Consider the following 23,784-nt stretch of genomic DNA (forward strand, 5'->3'; position numbering starts at 1 on the left):
TTAAGCTATGAATTATCTTGACCGCTTTTTATTCTTCATCGTGTTTATATTTTTATTCTCAGAAAACTTAGCACAGAATAAGGACAAAGATAACGTTCAGATATTCTACTATGGATGGTACGGAAATCCGACAACTGACGGAAGCTATTCTCACTGGAATCATGATATTCTGCCCCACTGGAAAGATCCGAAATGGAATGATCTGGGGCATTATAAGGGCGGTGATGATATTGGCGCCAATTTTTATCCAGCTTTGGGCAATTATAGTTCTAATAATACCAGGATCATTGAAAAGCATATGAAAATGATCAAAGAATCGGGAGCAGGTGTTGTCGTAGTGAGCTGGCTGGGAAAAGATTCTTTTACCGATAAAAGCCTGAACAAATATCTGGATATGGCAGACCGTTTTGATTTGAAGATTGCATTTCACATTGAGCCGTTCTATAAAAATACCGCAGAGCTTAAAGAACAGCTCTCTTATCTTGTAAAGACTTATTCACACCATCATGCTTTTTACAAAAAAGACGGGAAGCCCCTTTACTATGTTTATGACAGCTATAAAATTCCCCGGGAAGAGTGGAGGGAATTATTGGACAAAGAAGGTAGTAAAACTATTAGAGATACAGAACTAGACGCATTGTATATAGGCCTTTGGGTGGAAAAGAGTGATTCTGCCTTCTTCGATTCCTCAGGTTTTGATGGGTTTTATACTTATTTTGCCAGTGAAGGCTTTGTATTTGGAAGCACAATTTCCAATTGGGCTTTTCTTGCAGACTATGCAAAAAAGCACAACCTTATTTTTATTCCTTGTGTAGGACCAGGCTATTCGGATACGAGAATCAGACCTTGGAATGAAGCGAATTTCAAAAGCCGGGACGGAGGGAAATATTATGAAAATATGTTTGATGCCGCTATCAGGGTTAAACCTGAATTTATAGGGATCACTTCATTTAATGAATGGCATGAGGGAACCCAAATAGAGCCTGCTGTTCCTAAAAAGACCGGAAATTTCAAGTATGAGGACTATGGGAAAGATCCGTGGTTGTATATCAAAGAAACGAAGCGATTGACGGATAAGTTCTTAAAAGGAAAATAATGTAAATATAAAGAAAGCTTTAATAGCAAAAAATCAGGCTATATATTGACTTTTTTTATTTCCGGGAGTTCAATTATTCAGTAATTACAGAGGAAGTATTTGATTAATGAATTTCATAGATTGGTGAAATAATTGATTGGAAATTGCATAAACAGCCTCTCCTTATTCTTGCCATATGCTTTATTCTTGGAATCGTTTTTCAGGATAGAATTGTATTGGCTGATACATCGGTTTATTTGACTATGCTGCTGGGGTTGTTGCTTTCGGTTTTCCTGTTTTTTCATTCCTATTTCTTGCATAGGGTCAAAGCAGTTTTGATAGGGCTTTTGTTCTTTTGTGCAGGGATTATTCTTCATTTCTTTAATGCTTCTTCTTCAGGTTTCAATCCATTGGATAAGAATAAGGAAATTGTTGTTTTCCGGATCACTCAAAAACTGAATTCAAGTGAGAAGTATAAAAAATATGAAGGTGTTGCTCAGACCAAAGGCGGAAGTTTTAATTCAGTTTTTTATCTCCCAAAAATCAGCCAGGACCTGGAATTTACATATTATTACAGATCTGAAGCCTTTATTACCCGGCCTCACGCTCCGCAACATGATTCTCAGTTTGATTATGCCCGATATCTCAAAAGAAAAAACATTGAGTACCAGATCTATCTTTCAAAGAGCATTGCTTCAGCAGAACGGAGTGATCTAAATGCTGCAGACAGGGTACGGCAATACAGGTTTGAGGTCCTTAAAAAAATTGACCAGGCGGAAATGTCCGGAAAGACCAAAGAATTTTTAAAAGGAATTATTCTTGCAGACAGAACAGGGATGGATGCTGATACTGTCCAGGATTTTAACAGATCGGGGCTCATTCATTTTCTGGCAATTTCAGGGACTCATATTGTGGTCATTTTTGGAATTTTTTACTTTATGATGGTATACTTTATTCCCTTACGGCTCAGAAAGTATGCTATAATTTTTAGTTTAGGATGTATTTGGCTCTTTGCTGGGTTCATAGGATTTGGAAACTCAGTGCTGCGTTCCTGTATTATGCTCAGTATGTATTTCATTTTCGTATTGCTCCAGAGAAAACCGGATCTGCTGCATTCCCTGTCATTGTCAGCCCTTATCATTCTTGTTTTGGATACACAGCAGTTCTTTGATGTGGGATTTCAGCTCAGCTTTGTTGCGGTATTAGGGATTTTTTGGCTGAACCAGCCGCTTTTAAGACATTTTCCGAGACAGGATAATTATTTTAAGAAGTTGTTTTTTAATACGATTACCATATCCTTATCTGCACAGTTGGCAACACTTCCGCTGGTACTGTATTATTTTCACCAATTTTCATTTATTTCAATTATTGCCAACTTTATTATTGTTCCTTTTTCAGAAGTGATTATTGTGTTTTCTTTCCTGATGACCGCATTTATTGCTATCAATCTTGATTTTGGATTAATCCGGAATTTTTATGACTTTATTATCCAGGTCCTGCTGAAAGTGATACATTGGTTGGCTGAGGTGGATGTCCTGTTTTTTGAAAATATACCTATGAATCTTATTGAGATCGTTTCAGTGTCAGTGATCATATATCTGTGTAGGTTTGCCATTTTGAAGTTTGATTTTAGAAACGCTGTAAGGCTGGTGATGACTGTTGTATTATTTTTAATAATAAGGACCGGATGTAATGCCTTTGAAAACCGAAAAGAAGAAATACTCTTCCATACTTTAGGTAAGAATAAAGCTCTTTCCATAAAGAATGGTGCTAAAGTATGCTTCTGGATTACAGATCGTGCAGATTATGATAAAGCTTTGCAGTTTATCGTTAAACCTTATTGCTCTTCAAGAAGGGTAAGTATATTTGAAATAAAAACTTTCCCGCCTTCGGTGCATAAGGTGGTTTTCAGGAATCAGGTTTATGCTATAAAATAATGTTTTCCATTTTTATATTTTTCCTTTATTTATAACGTATTAAGCTCTTATTTAGAAAGATTACAAACTGGCTAATTGTGAGATTTCTCACTTTTCGATATTGTTAACATTTCTTAATTTTGTGGAAATTCAAATTTAAACTTATATGGCAGGTTTAACGAGTTCTACGATAGGTAGAAAATACGCTATGGCATTATCAGCTATGTTTTTGCTGATTTTTCTTATACTGCATTTGACAACCAATTTGTTATCAGTCCTTAACAGGGATGCTTTCAATACAGCATCTGACTTTATGGGCTATAATCCTTTTGTGCAGTTCTTAATGCAGCCTGTTCTTGGCTTTGCAGTAATATTCCATTTCGTGATGGGATTTGTATTGGAAATCAAGAACAATAAAGCACGTCCGGTAAAGTATGCAGCAAACAACGCATCTGTGAACTCTTCATGGATGTCCAGAAATATGATTATTTCAGGAGCCGTTGTGTTGGCTTTCTTGGCGCTTCACTTATATGATTTCTGGCTACATGAAATTAATTATAAGTATGTAGATGGGATGACTCCCGATGCAGAACGCTTCTGGCCGGAGCTTCATGAGAAGTTTGCTGATCTTTGGAGAGTGGCTTTATATGTGATCTCTTTTGTATTATTGGGATTACACCTGGCTCACGGGTTCCAGTCTTCATTCCAGTCAATCGGAGCAAGACATCCAAAATATACGCCGGTGATCAAGGCTTTCGGGAAATGGTATTCTATCCTTATTCCTGCAGGATTTATTTTCATCGCAATTTTTCATTTTATAACTCAATAATATCAATATACTAGTATGAGTAAGTTAGATTCAAAAATTCCAGCAGGTCCTTTAAAGGATAAATGGAAAAATCATAAAGACCATATGAACCTTGTTGCACCAAACAACAGAGATAAGATTGATATTATTGTTGTAGGTACAGGTTTGGCAGGAGGTTCTGCAGCAGCTACTTTAGCTGAGCAGGGATACAACGTAAAAGCGTTCTGCTATCAGGATTCACCAAGAAGAGCGCACTCTATTGCAGCTCAGGGAGGGATCAATGCCGCTAAGAATTACCAGGGAGACGGTGATTCTACCTACAGATTATTCTATGATACCATCAAAGGTGGGGACTATAGAGCAAGAGAGGCTAACGTTTACAGACTAGCAGAAGTTTCTGCAAATATTATTGACCAGTGTGTTTCTCAAGGGGTACCTTTTGGTAGAGATTACGGCGGTCAGCTGGATAACCGTTCATTTGGTGGAGTTCAGGTAAAAAGAACTTTCTATGCAAAAGGACAGACGGGGCAACAGCTATTGTTAGGTGCATATTCTGCAATGAGCCGTCAGATCGGTAAAGGGAGGATCAAAATGTACAACCGTCATGAAATGATGGACCTTGTCATTGTTGACGGAAAAGCAAGAGGGATTATCGCAAGAAACCTTGTTACAGGTGAGATCGAAAGACACTCTGCTCACGCTGTAGTAATTGCTTCAGGAGGATACGGAAACGTCTATTTCCTTTCTACCAATGCAATGGGATCAAACGTTTCCGCAGCCTGGAAAATTCACAAGAAAGGTGCTTACTTCGCAAACCCTTGCTATGTACAGATTCACCCGACTTGTATCCCGGTTCACGGAACTCAGCAGTCTAAATTAACTTTGATGTCTGAATCATTAAGAAACTCAGGAAGAATCTGGGTTCCTAAAAAGATCGAAGATTCAGTAGCGATCAGAGAAGGTAAGCTAAGACCTGAAAATATCAAAGAAGAAGACAGAGATTATTATTTGGAAAGAAGATATCCGGCATTCGGTAACCTTGTACCGAGAGACGTTGCTTCAAGAGCAGCTAAAGAAAGATGTGATGCAGGATACGGAATCGAAAATAATGACACTAAAGAAGGGGTTTACCTGGATTTCTCTACAGAGATCATGAAAAAAGGTAGAGAAGCCGCTATCGAAAAACATATTCATAACCCTACAGATCAGCAGATCTATGACCTTGGTAAAAAGTGGGTGGAGGAGAAATATGGTAACCTGTTTGTAATGTACGAAAAAATTACAGCTGATGATCCTTACAAAACTCCAATGAAGATCTACCCTGCGGTACACTATACAATGGGTGGTGTATGGGTTGACTACAACCTTCAGTCTACAATCCCCGGATGTTTCGTAATCGGTGAAGCTAACTTCTCTGATCACGGAGCCAACAGGCTTGGTGCTTCTGCATTGATGCAGGGTCTTGCAGACGGATATTTTGTATTACCTTATACAATTGCAGATTACCTTTCTGCGGATATCAGAACAGGAGTCATTCCTACTGATTCAGGAGCGTTTAACGAAGCTGAAAAAGGAATTAAAGATAAAATTGATTTCTTCATCAATAATAAAGGAACTCATTCAGTAGATTACTTCCATAAGAAACTTGGACACATTATGTGGAATAAAGTAGGTATGGGAAGAACTCCGGAAGGTTTAGCTGAAGCGATCAGGGAAATCGAAGAAGTAAGAAACGATTTCTGGAAAAACGTAAAAGTACCTGGTGAAGGAGAAGGTATGAACACTGAGCTTGAGAAAGCATTCAGAGTGGCAGACTTCCTGGAATTAGGACAATTAATGGCTATCGATGCACTGCACAGAGAAGAATCTTGTGGTGGACATTTCCGTTGGGATCATGCAACTCCGGATGGAGAAGCGGAAAGAGATGACGTAAACTACAAATACGTCGGAGCTTGGGAATATCAGGGAAGCGACATCAATAAAGAGGTGTTGCACAAAGAAGAACTGATATATGACAACATCGAGGTTAAAACTAGAAGTTACAAATAATCTCCAACCTATAAATATAACATTATGAGTGCAAAAAAAGGCTTACATCTTACGCTGAAAATTTGGAGACAAAAAAATAATAAATCTAAAGGTCAGTTTGAGACCTACAAAATATCAGATGTATCTACAGACTCTTCATTCCTGGAGATGTTGGATATTCTGAACGAAAACTTAATTAACGAAGGAAAAGAACCTATCGCTTTTGACCACGACTGTCGTGAAGGGATCTGCGGAATGTGTTCACTTTACATCAATGGTAGAGCGCACGGTCCGGATACTGGTATTACTACTTGCCAGCTTCACATGAGAATGTTCAAAGATGGTGAAACGATCGTTATTGAACCTTGGAGAAGTGCCGCTTTCCCTGTTATTAAAGACTTAATGGTAGACAGAAGCGCATTCGACAGAGTAATGGCTGCAGGAGGTTTCATTTCTGTGAATACTTCCGGTAATACACTGGATGCTAACGCCATTCCGGTTCCTAAAGAAGATGCGGACAAAGCGATGGATGCTGCTGCTTGTATCGGGTGTGGAGCTTGTGTAGCTACGTGTAAAAACGGATCTGCAATGTTATTCGTTGGAGCCAAAGTATCTCAGTTCGCTTTACTTCCTCAGGGTAGAGTAGAAGCTAAAAGAAGAGTGCTGAATATGGTAAAGGCTATGGACGAAGAAGGATTCGGAAACTGTTCAAATACCGGAGCATGCGAAATCGAGTGCCCTAAAGGTATTTCTCTTGAGAATATCGCAAGAATGAACAGAGAATACATGGCTGCTCTTGTAGATCAGGGATAGAATTGATTCAAATACATAAAAAATCGTCTTCATTTCGGAGGCGATTTTTTTGTACAGGTCATTTTCCTGTTAAAGTTTGTTAACTTATTGATAAGCCTTGGTATTCTTTACTTAATAAGTATATATTTGAAGGGCCGTTGAATTGTATCATAAGGAACATTTCAGACGGTTTTTTACCGGTAAGGAATAGCTGGATAATGTATTTGAAATTTCCCTTTTTACCGGGTATAATAAATTTTTCAAAAAAAATAATCAGTGTGAATTAAGAAGCCCTAAAAAGCTTATTTTTGTATAATATTAAAATTGAAATGAAAAAATATCTTTTATTGTTTATCATCACAGCTTTTGTGATGTCTTGTTCAAAAAAAGTTGAGGTAAAAGGAAAAATTACTGGAAGTTCACCGTTAGAAAGAATTGAATTCGTAGAAGCTTCGGGAGTAGGAACCTTACCTTTGATTAATATAGGTTTAGATAAAGATGGCAACTTTTCAGGCAGCTTTGAGGCTCCCAAAGATGGAATGTATGTGATCAACTATGCAAATAAACAAAACCTGATTTACCTTGAAGGAGGACAAAAGGTAAATATCTCAGGTAATTCCATGACTTTCCCTAATGAATATGTGATTACAGGAGATGCTAAAAAGAATAACGATTTCCTTACGGCAACTCAGAAATTTTTGGGTGAATATGGTAATAAGGTTAACCTGGGAGCACTGATGAGCGGAGACGAGAATGCATTCGTAAAAGGAATGCAGAAAGTTGAAGCTGATATTAATAAGAATATAGAAGATCTTGCTCAGAAAAATAATCCTAGCAAAGCGCTTTTGGAATGGAAGAAAAATGATGCTAAAGTGACTATCCTTAATTTATTGGCCAACTATGAAATGTCACACGGACCAATGTCCGGAAACCCATCTTACAAGGCTTCTAAAGCTTTTAAGGATTATGAGACTAAATTGGATAGTGACAAGGAGGCCATGGTAAAAACAATTCCGCTTTACAGACAGTATCTTCTTGTAAAAATGACTCCTGATTTCCAGAAATATGCTGAAGCGAACAGCAAGGGAAAAACAGATATTACCACTTCAGAGATGTTTGCTCAGTATTTAAAAACGAAAAAAGATCTTTCTCAGACGGCAAAAGATTATCTTTTGGCATTTGTAATGGCTCAGGCAGACATTCATCCTACAAGTCCTGCTAAGAATATTGACAAGATCAAAAAACTTATCGATACAGATATTAAGGATGCTACAATAAAAAGTGACCTGTTGAAAATGCAGGTAGCAATCACCGGACTTAAGATCGGAGACACTGCTCCTGAGGCACCTTTGGTAAAGCAGGATGGAAAAACTTATAAGCTTTCTGAAAACAAAGGCAAACCTTATATGTTATTCTTCTACGCTTCATGGAATCCTTATATCAGTGAAGGTACAATACCGGTATTAAAAGAAGTTGTTAACTTCTATAAATCTAAAATGAACTTTGTATTTGTAAACGTAGACGATACTAAAGATCAGTTTGTAAAAACAAGCAACTCTTTATTAAAAGGGATCCCGGGAGTTAATGTATACGGTGAGAAAGGAATGGAATCTGATATAGCCAAGAAATATGGAGTGTACGGGTTCAAGCTACCTTGTTTTGTAATCATAGATAAGGACGGTAAAATTGCCAGCAGATCTTTTGTGAATTTAGGAGAACAGGAGCTGGTAACCATTTTGGATAAGCTGACCGGTCTTTCAGCACCAAAGGTTGATCCTTCTATGCAGATGCAGCCTCAGTTGCAAATTGATCCTTCTGTACAGCAGCCAGCAAATCCTCAACCGGCTAAAGCAAAATAATAAACTTTAACATAGATCGAAACCTTATCTCCGGATAAGGTTTTTTTTATTGTATTTTTGCAGGATGAAACGGAGAGGTTTCATATTAGAAAAAATAGAATTTGTGGAATGAGAAAGAAGAAAAATTTAATTCTTGAAAATATTAAATTGCTGACTGCCGGTGCAAAAGGAGTAGCCATTGGTAAAACGGAAGACGGCAAAACAGTATTGGTCTCAGGGGCGATCCCGGGAGATTTGGTCAACGTCAGAGTAAAAAAAGCAAAATCCAAATATTATGAAGGGGAGGCTGTAGATGTATTGGAAAGGTCCCCTTTCAGAACAGAACCTAAATGTGTGCATTTCGGAACCTGTGGAGGGTGCAAATGGCAGAATATGAGCTATGAAAAACAGCTTGACTTTAAACAGGAAGAAGTATACAACAATATCAAGAGGATCGGAGGTATCGAGGATTTCGAAACCGTATCAATTCTGGGTTCCGAAGAGCAGTACTTTTACAGAAATAAAATGGAGTTCTCTTTCTCCAATGCGAGATGGCTTACTCAGTACGAAATCAGCTCTGAAGAAAATTTCGGAAGTAAAGATGCTTTGGGGTTTCATATTCCGGGAATGTGGAGTAAGATCCTGGATCTTAAAGAATGTTTCCTTCAGGAAGATCCCTCCAATGCGCTTCGTTTGGCAGTGAAGAACTACGCGGTAGAAAACGGATTGGATTTCTTTGATGTGAAAAATCATGAAGGATTTTTAAGAACCTTAATGATGAGGCAGAACTCCAAAGGCGAATGGATGGTTCTTTTCCAGCTTTACAGAGAAGAAAAAGAAAACAGAGAGAAACTTTTCGAGTTTCTTTTAGAGAAGTTTCCGCAGGTTAAAACACTGGTCTATGCTATCAATCCGAAGCAGAATGATTCCATTTATGACCTGGATATTAATGTTTACTCCGGAGAGGGATATTTGATGGAGGAAATGGACGGACTAAAGTTTAAGATAGGACCGAAATCTTTTTTCCAGACCAATTATAAACAAGCTTTGGAGTTGTATAGAAAAACCCTGGAGTTTGCGGATTTAAAAGGAGATGAAGTGGTTTATGACCTGTACACGGGAACAGGAACCATTGCCCAGTATGTAGCCAGGAATGCAAAGCAGGTAATAGGTATAGAATCCGTTCAGGAAGCTATTGATGCGGCTATTGAGCATGCAGAATTGAACGGTCTTACCAACTGTACTTTCTACTGTGGGGATATGAAAAATGTTTTTAATGATGAGTTTCTCGAAAATCATCCAAAAGCAGATGTATTGATTACAGACCCTCCAAGAGACGGAATGCATCAGAAAGTGGTAGAGCAGATCTTAAAGCTTTCTCCTGAAAAGGTCGTTTATGTAAGCTGTAATTCTGCAACACAGGCACGAGATCTTGCCCTGATGAAAGACCATTATCATGTAGTGAAAATATTGCCTGTAGATATGTTCCCGCAGACCCATCACGTTGAGAATATTGCATTATTGGTGAAAAAATAAATTTATTTAAATTTGAATTTCAAATCTTAATATGAAACGCAAGTTCCATCTGACAAATAAAAAATAAAAATATACAGATGAAATATTTTAAATTTCTCATAGTGATCTGCTTTTTAGGAATGCTTTTTTCCTGTGGTGGCGATGATGATATCTGTGAAAGCGGTGAAGGAACTCCCAGAATGAAAGTAGCCTTCAGAACGGCAGAATCAGGGAAGGAGAAAACATTGGACTCGCTTTATGTGGCAGTAGACTATGGTGCAGGAAAAGTAGAGCTGGGAAAAATGACAAAAATAGATTCAAGGGTAATTCCTTTAAGGGTAGATGATTCACCTTATACAGATGTCTATTTTAGATTAGAAAACACAGGTGCGGAATCCAAAGTGAGAATCAATTATACCACGAAGTCTACTTATGTATCTCCCGGATGTGGAATCAAAAAGTATTATGAGAATTTAAAAGCAGAATTAATAACTCCTGATCCTGTTGTAGGTTTGGCAGAAGGACAAAATCAAATAGAGAATGAAGACAAGACTAATCTTTACCTTCTTTTTTAGTTTATTAGGAATAATAAGCTGGGCACAGGATAAGCAAGACAAAAAAGAAGAAAAAAAAGAGCATTGGAATTATGAGCCTAATTTTATGGTTGGCTTTGATGTCCTGAATTCCGGTATGGGCTTTTTTTCAGACAGGAAGCTGTATCAGGGATTTATTTCTTCAAAAATTAAAGGAAATATTCATGCTATCGCAGAAGCCGGTTTTGAAAAGAATATTTACCAGAAGAATGGTTATGATGCTAAGGTAAATGGCCCTTTCGTAAAGTTGGGAGCATTTTATATGCTGGCAAAAGATGCGGAAAACGAGTTCAATGGATTTTATGTTGGTGGGAAACTTGCCGGAGCATTTTACAATCAGGAATATATGGCAATTCCCGTTCGGGGATTTGGAGGAAGCAATTCATCTGAAGCATTTCCTTCATCATCTCAGTCTACCTTTTGGCTGGAAGGTACTTTAGGAGGGAGAGTACAGCTATTTAACTCCAACTTCTATATTGATGTGAATCTTCAGCCCAGATATTGGGTCTATACGTCCAAACAGGAGAATATTTCTCCTATGATCGTTCCTGGCTTCGGAAAAAGTTCCTCAAAATTCAATATGGGATTTGCATGGAATCTTGCCTATAAGTTTTAACGAAATCTAGGTGTTGATCTTTTAATTATTCCAGATTTACTTTTTAACAATTGATATAATCCCTCTAATTCTTTTGGAGGGATTCCTGCGTCAAAAGTTGACGATTTATAAGTTTTCCCTTCTGAGGTGATAATTATTGTACAGGATAATGCCCGGTCAGAAAACCTTCCTGTTGTCGGTGATTCATATGATGAGATTTTTGACAGGTCAATTAGGCTTGCCTGTTTCGTGATATTTTCCCAGTCAATAGTTGATAATTCTGTTTTTGTCGTATTTCCGTTAAAAAAAATGTTAAAAAATGTAGGTTCGAAGGTAATTATTCTGTTTGTTCCCCGTGTTTGTTCTTGTAATTCTACTTTTTCAATTTTTTGTTTTTCGGGGTTTATATTTGATATATTTTTGTTAATTTCTGTTTTTTGTTGTGAAATGCATTTAATGTTGGTGAAAAAAAATAATATTAATAATAATAAGTTTACCTTCATTTTGGTTAATCGTTGTAAAATGTTCACTTTATTTGTAGTTGGTATTAAAAATTGTGCCAAAAAATAATATATTTGTAAATAATTATAATAAATTAAGAAATGCAAAAAACTACATTTTTAAAAGTTGCATTTTTGTTGCCTATATTTTGCGCTTTAGGATTGAGTGCCCAAAGTACTGATAAGGTGGTAAAAAAAGTAACTGTAGCTACTAAGGCAGAAGAATTGGCAAAATCGCACGGATACGAAAGGTGTTCTAGCGATGAGTATGAAGAGTATTTGAAGGGTAAGTTTCCTGGAAGACTGTCTAAGGAACAATTCGAATCATGGTTGGCTCCGCTTGTAGAGAAAGCAAAAGCTAACAAATCTCAAAATGGTAATATCATTACGATTCCTGTTGTTGTTCACGTTATTCATTCCGGACAAAACCTTGGTTCTTATCCGAATATTACAGATGCGCAGGTTGTTTCGCAAATTACAGTTTTAAATAATGATTATCGTAAAGCTGTAGGAACTCCTGGATATAATACAAATGCTGTGGGTGCTGATGTTGAAATTCAGTTTGCAATGGCTAAAGTTGATCCTAATGGTAATCCTACAAATGGTATTGACCGGGTGAACTTATGTAGATCAGGATGGACGATGGCTGCAATTGATGACTATGTAAAACCGGAAACAATCTGGGATACTACAAAATATCTGAATATGTGGACCGTTGCTTTCGAAGGTGCTGATGAAACTACTTTAGGATATGCTCAGTTTCCGTCAAACTCCGGTTTAGGTGGTTTGAATGCGAATGGAGGTTTAGCTACAACTGATGGTGTTGTTGCGGCTGCCGGTGCATTCGGAAGCAGTACTTATAATGATGGTACTTTCTTATTATATGCAGGGTATGATAAAGGGAGAACGATGACCCATGAGGTAGGGCATTGGTTAGGACTTAGACATATTTGGGGTGATAGTGCATCATGTGTTGTAAATGCTACTGACAGTAATAATGATTACTGTCTTGATACACCAGCTGCTGCCGACGCGAATTATAATTGTGTAACCATTGATTCTTGTCCTGCGGATCCAGGTAATGACATGATTGAAAATTATATGGACTATACTCCGGATGCTTGTATGAATATTTTCACGCTTAACCAAAAAACGAGAATGAGAGCGGTAATGGATAATTCTCCAAGAAGAGTTGAGCTGAAAACTTCAATCGCTGAGCAGCCAATCGCGTTGTTCCCGGTAGATGCTGAAATTAAAATTGAAAGAGGATGTAATAACCTGGCAGCTTGTCCTACAACGTCTGTTGCTCCTACTTTAAAATTGACAATCTATAACAGAGGTACTTCAACATTGACATCGGCTATAGTTTCTTATTCTGTAAATGGAGGAGCTGCACAAACCTATGAATGGACAGGAAGTTTAACTCAGGATAAATTCAACACATTCTCTGTTCCTGTGGCAGCTTCTACACCTAGCGGAACTGTTACTGCTTCTATCGTTACTGCGAATGGAGGCGCTGATCAAAGAGCGACTAATAATTCAGCGACAGGAACTTTTGTTAATCCTGCTTTGGATACGGCATTCAATACAACTACAGTGAACTTTAAGTTACAGCTGGACTATTGGGGAACTGAAACTACCTGGACCCTTAAAAACAGTGCGGGAGCAACTCTTTACAGTGGAGGACCATACACTAATTCAACTAGCCCTGCGCTTGTAAATCAGACATGGACGCTAAATAATAATGATTGTTATGTGTTTCAAATCAATGATGAAGAAGGTGATGGATTAAGTTTTGAATATCCTTCACTAGGACTTGTGCCAGGGTATTATGAATTGAGAACTTCAACCAATCAGTTGATTTGTAAAGGAGGGCTGTTTGGAGATACAGAATCCAGAGCATTTAGCTTAAGTTCACTATTATCAACAAATGAAGTGACTAAAGATAAATTTGCTATCTATCCAAACCCTGTAAGTGACGTTTTAAATGTAACTAAAGTTTCAGATAAAGCATCTTACAAAATCTATAATACTGCCGGACAGCTGGTAAATAGTGGAAATGTAAATAATGGAAAAATTAACGTTTCAACTTTAGTTAAAGGTGGATACATAATTACGATAGATGAAAAGGGAATTGAGCAATTCAAATCTAAATTCATCAAAAAGTAATAATAATTAAAATAATAAAAAATCCTCAGGTCCTCCTGAGGATTTTTTATATATAGAATGTATTATTATTGTAAAATTTTTACAAAAAAATAATGAATATATTAATTTTTAAGTGAAAAAATTATTAGATTTGTGTAATTATTAAAAAATAGCGTATGAATTAAAAAAACTACTTTTTTCAACACAGATTATCTGTAAACATGGGTGTTTCAAAGTATTTTGAACATCAGCGAATAGGAAACACTATACCTTATTTAACTTACTATTGTTATTATAACTAAATTCAAAACATATGAGTGGATTTTTACTTTGTAAAGTGAGCAAGCCCTGGCGGGTGCTCATAACATTGCTTTGTATGGTCTTCGGACTCTTTTCACAGGCGCAAACCGTCACAATTGGAACCGGTACCAGTACTCAGAGATACCCTCTGGGTGTGTACTATGGATATCAAAGAGATGCATCTCTTTATACTGCATCAGAAATTAATCTGCCTGCGGGTGGAAGCGTGCTCTCTGTAGCATGGAACGCAACAACAGCTACAAGTGTTGCTATCCCGGTAAGGGTTTATTTAAAGACTGTTCCGGCTGCAACAACTACTCTTACATCACAAGACTGGTCTACAGCAACGGCCGGAGCTTCATTGGTGTATACCGGAACTCTCAATAATATAACTACAGGATGGAATACATTAACCTTGCAAACTCCTTACTATTATAATGGAACGGAAAATTTGGTGGTATTAGTAGAGACCAGCTATGGAGGTTCAGGAACTGGGGGTACAGCAGGAAGTGGTTTTACTTATACCAGTGCTACATCACGACATATGTATATTGAGGTTGATAACTCACCCCCTACAACCAATACCGGAACTGTTAATTCTAACAGACCTAATCTTCAGTTAACTTTTGGACCAGCTCCTTCGTGTATACCTCCTTCAGGATTTACATTAGGTACGGTAACCCCAACAAATGCGGAAGTCAGCTGGACTGCTCCTTCGCCTGCACCTGCAGAAGGATATGAAATATATTACAGTACATCTGCTACAGCGCCAACAGCTGCAACTCCAGCTTCACAAACTATTACTACAGGAACAAGTGCAACGCTTTCTCCACTGATTGCCAATACTGCTTATTATGTATGGGTAAGATCAAAATGTAGTACAGCGGATCAGAGTACATGGATAGGACCGATTAATATCTTTACAGGATATTGTACACCTACGGGAGGTACCAGCTCAACGTCATATTATCTGAAAACTGTTAATACAACAGGGGGAATCACGAATATTAATTATTCTGCTAATTCCTACTCTGCTTATGTTAATAGTACCGCTTCAGTGATTACAGCGTTACCTAGTAACACTGTCACCATGACTTTGAATAATACTGGAACAAGTACCTACTATTATTATGTTTGGGTGGATTGGAATAATAACATGAGCTTTAATGATCCGGGAGAGACTATATTGGCAACTCCCACTTATGTTACCAACGGAACGGCATCAATTGTTATACCTGCGGCACAGGCGCCTGGTAATTACAGGGTGAGAACGGCAACATCTTGGAGTGGTGCTCTATCGAGTTGTGGGTCAGCTTCTTATGGTAATTATGTAGACTTTACATTGTCAGTTATGAGTTTACAGCCATGTAGTACTACACCTCCAGCTATTACAGTTTCAAACCTTACTCCGACTGCAGCTCTTGTAAGCTGGCTGCCTTCGACAGGTGCTACTTATGTTTTACAATACAGACCTGTATCAGGAGGACCATGGACTCAGGTAAATATCACTACACCTCTTGCGAGTAATTATACTATAAATAACCTTACAGAACAGACACAATATGAAGTGCAGATTGCTACAATCTGCGGAGGAGTACAAGGACCATTCTCTACAAGCACTACCTTTACAACTCCTGCTATTACGTATTGTACTGCAGGGCCTACGGCTAATACTCCTACAAGCGGTTATATCAATAATGTAACTGTTACGCCTACGAATACTCCGATTATGGTAAGCAATTCAGGATCGGATAACTATAAAGATTATACAGCTGATGCAACAAGAGTTGTGATCCTGGAAAGAGGTTCTGCAAATAATAAAATTTCCGTTAGCAAATACTGGCCAGGTACATCCAGTTCTTATGGGGTTTCTGCATGGATTGACTTTAACAGAAACGGAACATTTGAAGCAAATGAAAGAATCCTGAATACTACATATAACACGACAACTCCTGTTACAGCTACTTTCCCTGTACCTACAACAGCGAGTGGTAATGTATATACCGGAACTCTTGCTACCCGTATGCGTGTGGTAATGAGATATTTTGATAACGCTAATGAGTGTGGAACATTCTCTCAGGGTGAGGTGGAAGACTACGCTGTGAGGTTTGTTGATCCTCAAAACTGTACAACAGCTGCTCCAACCAATATTACGGTTAACAGCCTTACAGCTACTTCAGCAACAGTGTCATGGGTTGGAACAACAGGGGCTACCTATACAGTAAGATGGAGAACAACACCTGCTGGTGTTTGGCAGACCTATACTTTACCGGCCGGTCAAAACTATTATCTAATTCCGGGTCTTACTGAGCAGACGAATTATGAAGTTCAGGTTTCTACGAAGTGCGGAGCTTCTACAGGAGGATATTCATCATCCGTGACATTTACAACGCCACCGTTGTCTTATTGTCAGATGACAGGTACAGGAACGAACGATCACATTTCAAATGTAACAGTTACTTCTTCAAACCTGGGAGTACCTCCAATGAATAATACTTCTGTACAAGATAATTATACAAATTACACCACACCTGAGACCCTTATTACTTTAGATGTTAATTCTCAAAATAATAAGATCTCTGTAGCGAAAGGATGGAATGGTTCAACAGGAAATGATGCTGTAACAGCCTGGATCGATTTTGACAGAAACGGTCAGTTTGCAGATAATGAGAGAATTTTAATTTCTCCGGCTAATACAACCACTCCGGTAACGGCAACGTTTGCAGTTCCTGCAACAGCTTATACAGGACCATTGACTACTACGATGAGGGTTGTATTGAAACGTACAAGTGCACCGGTTATGTGCCAGAATGCAGTAGATGGTGAGGTAGAAGATTACAGAGTAAGGATAAGACCGTGTAGTAATGCTATGCCAAATACACCTGGATTTACCCCTACACATACTTCTGTTACAGTTAATATTACAGGTGCAGGAGTTAGTTATATAGTAAGATACAGAGTTGCAGGAACTACAACATGGACAGAAGTATATGCTTCAGCTTTATTGGGTAACCTTCCAAATCTGGTTATCAATGGACTTACTCCGGCAACGACTTATGAAGTTGAGGTTGCTGCAATTTGTGGAGATGTTGTAGGGACAGCTACTCCGATTAAAACGTTCACAACGAGATGTGATCCTACACCTCCGAATGTAACTGTAAGTAACATTACTCCGACCACTGCATTGATTACCTGGTCGCCGCTTGCTGTAAGCTCTAGCTATACTATGAGATGGAGAAAGGTAGGTACTACAGCATGGACTGATGTGAGCTTACCTGCAGCTCCGGTAAATACCTATGTATTGGGTAGTACAACTCCTTTGGAGCCGTTCACTACCTATGAAGTGCAGATTGCCAACAAATGTGACGGAGAAACGACTATAAATCCATATTCTAACCCTAAAGTATTTACTACAGAAAGAATATGTGAAATTCCGCCTCCGGGATTAACGATTACCCAATTGTTGCCTACATCAGCAGAAATCACATGGGACCCTTTCCCTGGAGCAACATACGTTCTTAGATACAGAAAAGTTGGTATTCCAAGCTGGACAGAAGTTTCTACATTGGTTAATAACGTTACTTTAACAGGTCTTACAGAGCTAACGAAATATGAAATGCAGGTTGTCAATATCTGTAATGGTACACCAGGGAACTATACACCTCCGTACTACTTTACAACCCCTACTGTGATTTACTGTAAAATGAATTCAGAGAGTTCTACAGGAGAGCATATTTCCAAAGTTACAGTGAAGCCGAATGGTAAACAGACTATGGAGAACGCTTCAGGAGCATCTACTTATACAGATTATACCGGAGTTCCTAAAACATTCATAGAACTGATCCAGGGATCTACAGACAATGAGATCATCATTGAGAAGAAATGGACAGGAAATACTTACAATGAAGGAATTGCGGTTTGGATCGACTTCAACAGAAACGGAGAATTCGATATTAACGAAAGAGTATTTACTTCACCTCCAAATACTACAAGTCCGGTATCAGGGAAATTCAATGTTCCTACGGATGCCTTTGTAAGCATGACTGATTACAAATATGTGGTCATGAGAGTAGCGATGGAAAGAGATGGTATTCCTGTAAACTGTACTAACTTTAAAAATGGAGAAGTTGAGGATTACACAGTAAGAATTACTAAACAGGTAATTCCTAACCCTCTTGATCAGAATGACATTATGATCTATCCTAACCCGGTAAGTTCAGTATTGTTTGTGAAAAATATTAGCAAAAGAGCGAAGTATAAGATCTACAATGCAGCCGGACAGGTGATCTCAGATGGTATCCTGTTAAATAACCAGATCAACGTTAGCAGATTGATCAATGGTGTTTATGTGATAGATATCGAAGATAATGGTAAAACTGTTCAAAAGAAATTTATCAAAGAATAATTAACTAAATTTCAGATAGAATAAGCCTCCAGAAATGGGGGCTTATTTTTTTGTATACCTCTTTATATTTTTAATTAATCACCAAATTTTGAATTTTTTCATTTGTTTTTGTATAAAACTGTTGATATTTTTAATTGTTTTAATGTTTTATTGCGAAGTTTTCAATCAAAATACAAAACGTATTGTTTGTTGATATAAAAGTGTTTAGTTTTGTGAGATTAATTCAAATCTTTAAGAAAAATTATGAAGAAAATTTTTATTTCTTTCTTTTTCCTTTGTTTGTTTGCAATAGTTCATGCGCAATGGGCTCCTGCGGCACCTGATGGAAAAGTAATTAAAGAGGGCTTGCAAACTAATAGCTATTATTCTTTAGACATTTCACTGCTAAGATCTCAACTGGAGAAAGCGCAGGAAACAGGAAAAAATGCAAAACCTGTTATCATATCCCTGCCAACCTTAGACGGGAAGATAGAAAAATTTGCCGTGTATAGCTTTCCTGTTGTAGTGAAAGAACTGGCAGAACAATATCAGCTAGGTTCCTATGTAGGAGTGGGAGTTGATGATCCGGCCAAATACCTTAGATTTAGTTTGGCTCCCAATGATTTTCAATCGATGATCATGAAAGAGGAGGGCTATGAATTTATAGAACCAGCTAATGCCGGGAAAACCATTTATCGTGTTCATCCTAAAACGGGAGACGGTAAAGCCGGATTCGTTTGCTCCACTGTGGAAAAAGAAAGTGATAAACATGAAATAGAAAAGCTTCACAGAGAAGGACAATCTTTTAAAAACCAACCGACTGATTTTGCCAGATCATCTGATAGAAAATACAGAACATTAAGGCTGGCCATGTCTGTTACAGGAGAATATACCCAATTTCATGGAGGGACAGTTGCCGGAGCGTTAACAGCCATTAATGCAACGCTTACCAGAGTAAATGGTGTTTTTGAAAAAGATTTTGCACTTCACCTGAATCTGCAGAACTATCCGAATGTAATTTACACTAATCCGGCTACAGATCCATACACAGCTGTCCCTCCAGGAGGCCAAGCACCTAATTCGTGGAGTACGGAATTACAACAAACTTTAACAGCAAATGTAGGAAATGCGAACTATGATATAGGGCACCTCTTTGGTGCTACAGGTGGTGGTGGAATGGCAGGATGTATAGGTTGTATCTGTCTTGAACCGGGTAATCCACACTCAGCTACAGGAAATGGTAAGGGCTCAGGGTATACCTCACCTGCCAATGGTGGACCACAGTATGATACTTTTGATATTGATTTTGTTGCCCACGAAATGGGACACCAGTTGGGCGGGAATCATACCTTTTCGTATCAGAACCAAGGTGCACCTGTACAATGGGAACCGGGTTCAGGATCAACAATTATGGCTTATGCGGGGATTGCTAATGGAAATGCCGCTGGTGCGGGGATTTTTCCTTCTGCAGGGGGTACATTTGATATACAGTCCAATAGTGATGCTTATTTTCTTAAAGGTACTTTAGATCAGGTGCAGACAGTTTTGGCAGCTAGAACTTGTGATATAGAAACACCAATAACAAATAATCCTCCGGTAATTACTCCATTACCTACCTATACTATTCCTAAAGAAACTGCTTTTGTATTAACGGCTTCTGCTACAGATGCAGAGAGCGACCCATTGACATATACCTGGGAACAAGTAGATCAGATGGGGACTGTTTCTATCGATAATATTAATTTGGGAAATACCACTGAAGGAGCTTCATTCAGATCTTTGATACCATCTGTAAGTCCTTCTCGTTATTTTCCCAAACTATCTTCTGTATTAGCTGGTGTTTTACATGATACTAATGGTTGGGAAGCCGTATCCACTGTTCCCAGAACAACTAATTTTGCAGTAACAGTAAGAGATAATAACCCTGTTGCCAGCCAACAACAGACAAAGTCTGCTGTTCAGACCATTATTGTAGGAAATAACGGCCCGTTCAAGGTGAATCCGACAACGGTTTATAATAACGGTCCTACCAATGTAACCTGGGATGTTGTCAACACCAATGCTGCACCCTATAATGCACCCAATGTAAAAATAGATTTTACAACAGATAACGGGGTAACCTGGAATGTAGTGGCAGCTTCAACGCCTAATGACGGAAGCGAGTCCCTGGACTTTAGCTCTTTTCCTCTTACTGTGGGGGGAATAGCAAAGATCAGGGTAAGCGCTATTAATAATGTCTTTTATGCGGTAGGAGATGCTTCCATAGATACATTACCGATCTGTACTTCTAACCCGCCGGGAGGTGTTTTGGTGACAGCGACTACACAAGCAACGGCAACCATTACCTGGAATGCATCTTATAATGCATCCTATATAGTACGTTACCGTGTAGCAGGAGCTACAGCATGGACTACTGTTAATCCCAATCCGGCTGTTAATACAGTAACGCTTACCGGTTTGACAGCAGGAACGCATTATGAAATTCAGATTGCAAATATCTGTTCAGGAGTGACCGGTAATTTCTCTGCAACTACGGTTTTCATGACCCCATATTGTGCAGCGACTTCCAGTAATGCCAATAATGGTTATATTTCAAATGTAACAGTAGCTGCTACCAACTCCTATACTATGAGTAATAGTTCAGGAGCCAATAACTATACCGATTATTCAGCAGATGCTGCAAAATTAATAACTCTGGTTAGGGGAACAGCCAATAATAATATTTCAGTTTCAAAATCATGGCCGGCAGCTATGAGTAATAAAGCGGTAAGTGTCTGGATAGATTTTGATAAAAATGGAACATTTGATGCAGGAGAAAGGATTTTAAATGGAGGTAATAATCAAACTACCCCGGCGACAGCAGCATTCCCGGTACCAGGAACGGCTTATGCAGGTCCTCTTACAACAAGGATGCGTGTTGTAATGAGGGATACAAGCAGCCCTTCTGTATGCGGATCTTTCGTCAATGGGGAAGTAGAAGATTATGCTGTCAAAATCATTGATATGGCAGGATGTACCAGTGCAGCGCCATCCAATATTACCATAACCAACCTAACTCCGAATTCAGCTAATGTCTCATGGGCTGCTACTACGGGAGCAACCTATGTATTAAGATACAGAAGGGTTGGAACTACAGCATGGACGACCATAAACCCTGTGTTGGCCCCGGGGAATAATTATACTATTTCCGGTTTAACCGAGCAGACCCAATATGAAGTTCAGGTAGCAACAATATGTAATGGAAGCCAGGGATCATTCTCACCATCACAGCAATTTACAACCCCTGTACTATCTTACTGTCCGATGACAGGTACAGGAACCAATGCACATATTTCAAATGTAACGGTAACTCCTGTAAATCCGGCGTTACCGGTAGTAAACAATACTTCCGTACAAAATAACTACACCAGCTATACCACACCAGCTACACTGATTACATTAGAAATAGGCTCAACCAATAATAAGATCTCGGTAGCGAAAGGCTGGACAGGAGCAACAAGCAATACAGCCGTTACGGCTTGGATAGACTTTAACAGAGACGGGCAGTTTACAGATAATGAGAGAATTTTAATTTCTCCGGCTAATACAACGACTCCGGTAACGGAAACATTCGATGTTCCTGCAAATGCATATTCAGGTCCATTGACTACTACAATGAGAGTGGCTTTACGACGTACAGGCGCTCCTGTAATGTGCCAGAATATTGTTGACGGAGAAGTGGAAGATTATGCAGTAATATTAAAACCGTGCAGTACTGATACTCCGACTGGTTTTTCATTCAATACAATTACCCACAACTCTGCTATTATAGAATGGACTGCAGCAACAAACAACCTTACTTATCTTTTGCAGTATAGAGAACAGGGGACAACTACATGGACCGATATTTACGTCTCAAGTGTTCCATATACATTGGATAACCTGTTACCATCTACTACTTATGAAGTTCAGGTTGCAGCCAACTGCGGGACTTCGGTAGGAACATTTACACCTGTGAGAGCGTTTACTACAAGATGTGATCCGGCTCCTCCAAATGTGACGGTAGGCAGTATCACCACAAACTCCGCTTTAATTACCTGGACTCCGGCTGTTGCTGGTGTAACTTATAAAATGCGCTGGAGAAAAGTAGGAAGTACAGGATGGCTAAATCCGGAAATCGATCTGCCTGCAGCTCCAGCCAATACCTATACCCTGAGCAGTCTTGATCCATATACTACATATGAAGTACAGATCGCCAGCCAATGTGCAGGAGAAACCACATGGAATTCATATTCAAATCCTGTAGTGTTTACTACTGAGAGAATCTGTGAACTTCCTCCTCCTGGGCTGACAATTACTCAGCTATTGCCTACATCAGCAGAAATTACATGGGATCCTTTTCCGGGAGCAAGTTATATTCTGCGATACAGAAAAGTAGGAATTCCGGGCTGGACAAATATTCAGGTTTCTACCAATACCTATACGCTGACCGGGCTGACCGAACTTACAAAATATGAAATGCAGGTGGCTAATATCTGTAACGGGACTCCTGGTTCCTTCACTCTGCCTTACTACTTCACAACCCCTACAGTGACTTATTGTAAAATGGCTTCGGGAAGTTCAACAGGAGAACATATTTCTAAAGTTACAGTGAAACCGAATGGTAAAAAGATTATGGAGAACGCTTCAGGGGCATCCACTTATACAGATTATTCCGGAGTTCCTGAGACCTTCATCGAGCTGATCCAGGGATCCACAGACAATGAGATTATCATTGAGAAGAAGTGGACAGGAAATACTTACAATGAAGGAATTGCAGTTTGGATCGATTTCAACAGGAACGGAGAATTTGATATCAATGAAAGGGTGTTTACTTCACCACCAAATACCACGACTCCTGTTTCAGGTAAGTTCAATGTACCTGTAGATGCCTTTGCAAGTATGACAGATTATAAATATGTGATTATGCGGGTTGCCATGCAAAGAGACGATGTTCCTGTGAACTGTCTTAATTTTGCCAATGGAGAAGTGGAAGACTATTCGGTGAGAATTTCAAGAAAAGGAATTCCTAATCCTGTCAACCAGGATGATATTCTGATCTATCCTAACCCTGTAAGTTCAGTGCTATATGTGAAAAATATCAGTAAAAGAGCAAAGTATAAGATTTACAATGCTGTAGGACAGGTGATTGCAGACGGGATTCTGCTGAATAATCAGATTAACGTAGGTAAGCTTATCAATGGGGTTTATGTAATTGATATTGATGATAATGGCAAAACAGTGCAAAAGAAATTTATTAAAGAATAAGAAAAT

General features: G+C 38.7%; 13 protein-coding genes. 12 read left to right on the forward strand and 1 reads right to left on the reverse strand.

From position 1 onward, the window contains the following. Nucleotides 1–7: 7 nt before the first annotated feature. The 9 genes from AC4IF5_RS04635 (at nt 8) to AC4IF5_RS04675 (ending at nt 11,181) form a co-directional block, all read left to right on the forward strand. The gene (locus tag AC4IF5_RS04635) at nt 8–1,096 is read left to right on the forward strand and encodes a glycoside hydrolase family 99 protein (RefSeq protein ID WP_490732138.1); all 1,089 of its coding nucleotides are present in this window, start codon (nt 8–10) and stop codon (nt 1,094–1,096) included. A gap of 143 nt (nt 1,097–1,239) precedes the next feature. Beyond that, the gene (locus tag AC4IF5_RS04640; protein ID WP_490732140.1) at nt 1,240–3,012 is read left to right on the forward strand and encodes a ComEC/Rec2 family competence protein; all 1,773 of its coding nucleotides are present in this window, start codon (nt 1,240–1,242) and stop codon (nt 3,010–3,012) included. 145 nt (nt 3,013–3,157) lie between these two features. Next, nucleotides 3,158–3,820, forward strand: coding sequence for a succinate dehydrogenase cytochrome b subunit (locus AC4IF5_RS04645; protein ID WP_490732141.1), 663 nt, complete (start codon nt 3,158–3,160; stop codon nt 3,818–3,820). 15 nt (nt 3,821–3,835) lie between these two features. Continuing rightward, nucleotides 3,836–5,848, forward strand: a complete 2,013-nt coding sequence (locus tag AC4IF5_RS04650; protein ID WP_490732143.1) for a fumarate reductase/succinate dehydrogenase flavoprotein subunit — start codon at nt 3,836–3,838, stop codon at nt 5,846–5,848. 24 nt (nt 5,849–5,872) lie between these two features. Continuing rightward, nucleotides 5,873–6,640 (forward strand): succinate dehydrogenase/fumarate reductase iron-sulfur subunit, encoded by a 768-nt coding sequence (locus tag AC4IF5_RS04655; protein ID WP_185288546.1) that lies wholly within the window; start codon nt 5,873–5,875, stop codon nt 6,638–6,640. A gap of 308 nt (nt 6,641–6,948) precedes the next feature. Then, complete coding sequence (locus tag AC4IF5_RS04660) at nt 6,949–8,478, forward strand: TlpA family protein disulfide reductase (RefSeq protein ID WP_490732145.1); 1,530 nt, start codon at nt 6,949–6,951, stop codon at nt 8,476–8,478. A gap of 108 nt (nt 8,479–8,586) precedes the next feature. Continuing rightward, nucleotides 8,587–9,993 carry a 23S rRNA (uracil(1939)-C(5))-methyltransferase RlmD gene (rlmD, locus tag AC4IF5_RS04665; protein WP_490732147.1) on the forward strand — a complete coding sequence of 469 codons (1,407 nt, stop codon included), beginning with the start codon at nt 8,587–8,589 and terminating at the stop codon, nt 9,991–9,993. Nucleotides 9,994–10,070: 77 nt separating this feature from the next. Beyond that, on the forward strand, nt 10,071–10,547 hold the full coding sequence (locus tag AC4IF5_RS04670) for a DUF6452 family protein (protein WP_490732149.1): 477 nt from the start codon (nt 10,071–10,073) through the stop codon (nt 10,545–10,547). Beyond that, nucleotides 10,513–11,181 carry a DUF6048 family protein gene (locus AC4IF5_RS04675; RefSeq protein WP_490732151.1) on the forward strand — a complete coding sequence of 223 codons (669 nt, stop codon included), beginning with the start codon at nt 10,513–10,515 and terminating at the stop codon, nt 11,179–11,181. Before AC4IF5_RS04670 ends, AC4IF5_RS04675 begins: the two co-directional genes overlap by 35 nt. Here AC4IF5_RS04675 and AC4IF5_RS04680 read toward each other — a convergent pair. After that, nucleotides 11,178–11,663, reverse strand: coding sequence for a hypothetical protein (locus AC4IF5_RS04680; protein ID WP_490732153.1), 486 nt, complete (start codon nt 11,661–11,663; stop codon nt 11,178–11,180). The genes AC4IF5_RS04675 and AC4IF5_RS04680 overlap by 4 nt on opposite strands. Nucleotides 11,664–11,762: 99 nt before the next feature. On the opposite strand from AC4IF5_RS04680, the gene AC4IF5_RS04685 reads away from it, so the two are divergent. The 3 genes from AC4IF5_RS04685 (at nt 11,763) to AC4IF5_RS04695 (ending at nt 23,778) form a co-directional block, all read left to right on the forward strand. After that, on the forward strand, nt 11,763–13,829 hold the full coding sequence (locus AC4IF5_RS04685; RefSeq protein ID WP_490732155.1) for a M43 family zinc metalloprotease: 2,067 nt from the start codon (nt 11,763–11,765) through the stop codon (nt 13,827–13,829). A gap of 292 nt (nt 13,830–14,121) precedes the next feature. Beyond that, nucleotides 14,122–18,513 carry a GEVED domain-containing protein gene (locus AC4IF5_RS04690; protein WP_490732157.1) on the forward strand — a complete coding sequence of 1,464 codons (4,392 nt, stop codon included), beginning with the start codon at nt 14,122–14,124 and terminating at the stop codon, nt 18,511–18,513. Nucleotides 18,514–18,756: 243 nt separating this feature from the next. Further along, the gene (locus tag AC4IF5_RS04695) at nt 18,757–23,778 is read left to right on the forward strand and encodes a fibronectin type III domain-containing protein (RefSeq protein WP_490732159.1); all 5,022 of its coding nucleotides are present in this window, start codon (nt 18,757–18,759) and stop codon (nt 23,776–23,778) included. The last annotated feature ends 6 nt before the right edge of the window (nt 23,779–23,784 follow it).

Source organism: Chryseobacterium sp. UF-290, assembly GCF_058245615.1.

Excerpts from the sequence above, each read along its gene's own strand:
- AC4IF5_RS04645 (WP_490732141.1), top strand. The coding sequence starts at position 3,158 with ATGGCAGGTTTAACGAGTTCTACGATAGGTAGAAAATACGCTATGGCA.
- AC4IF5_RS04690 (WP_490732157.1), top strand. The coding sequence starts at position 14,122 with ATGAGTGGATTTTTACTTTGTAAAGTGAGCAAGCCCTGGCGGGTGCTC.
- AC4IF5_RS04675 (WP_490732151.1), top strand. The coding sequence starts at position 10,513 with ATGAAGACAAGACTAATCTTTACCTTCTTTTTTAGTTTATTAGGAATA.
- AC4IF5_RS04670 (WP_490732149.1), top strand. The coding sequence starts at position 10,071 with ATGAAATATTTTAAATTTCTCATAGTGATCTGCTTTTTAGGAATGCTT.
- AC4IF5_RS04695 (WP_490732159.1), top strand. The coding sequence starts at position 18,757 with ATGAAGAAAATTTTTATTTCTTTCTTTTTCCTTTGTTTGTTTGCAATA.
- AC4IF5_RS04655 (WP_185288546.1), top strand. The coding sequence starts at position 5,873 with ATGAGTGCAAAAAAAGGCTTACATCTTACGCTGAAAATTTGGAGACAA.
- AC4IF5_RS04685 (WP_490732155.1), top strand. The coding sequence starts at position 11,763 with ATGCAAAAAACTACATTTTTAAAAGTTGCATTTTTGTTGCCTATATTT.
- AC4IF5_RS04650 (WP_490732143.1), top strand. The coding sequence starts at position 3,836 with ATGAGTAAGTTAGATTCAAAAATTCCAGCAGGTCCTTTAAAGGATAAA.
- rlmD (WP_490732147.1), top strand. The coding sequence starts at position 8,587 with ATGAGAAAGAAGAAAAATTTAATTCTTGAAAATATTAAATTGCTGACT.
- AC4IF5_RS04660 (WP_490732145.1), top strand. The coding sequence starts at position 6,949 with ATGAAAAAATATCTTTTATTGTTTATCATCACAGCTTTTGTGATGTCT.
- AC4IF5_RS04635 (WP_490732138.1), top strand. The coding sequence starts at position 8 with ATGAATTATCTTGACCGCTTTTTATTCTTCATCGTGTTTATATTTTTA.
- AC4IF5_RS04680 (WP_490732153.1), bottom strand. The coding sequence starts at position 11,663 with ATGAAGGTAAACTTATTATTATTAATATTATTTTTTTTCACCAACATT.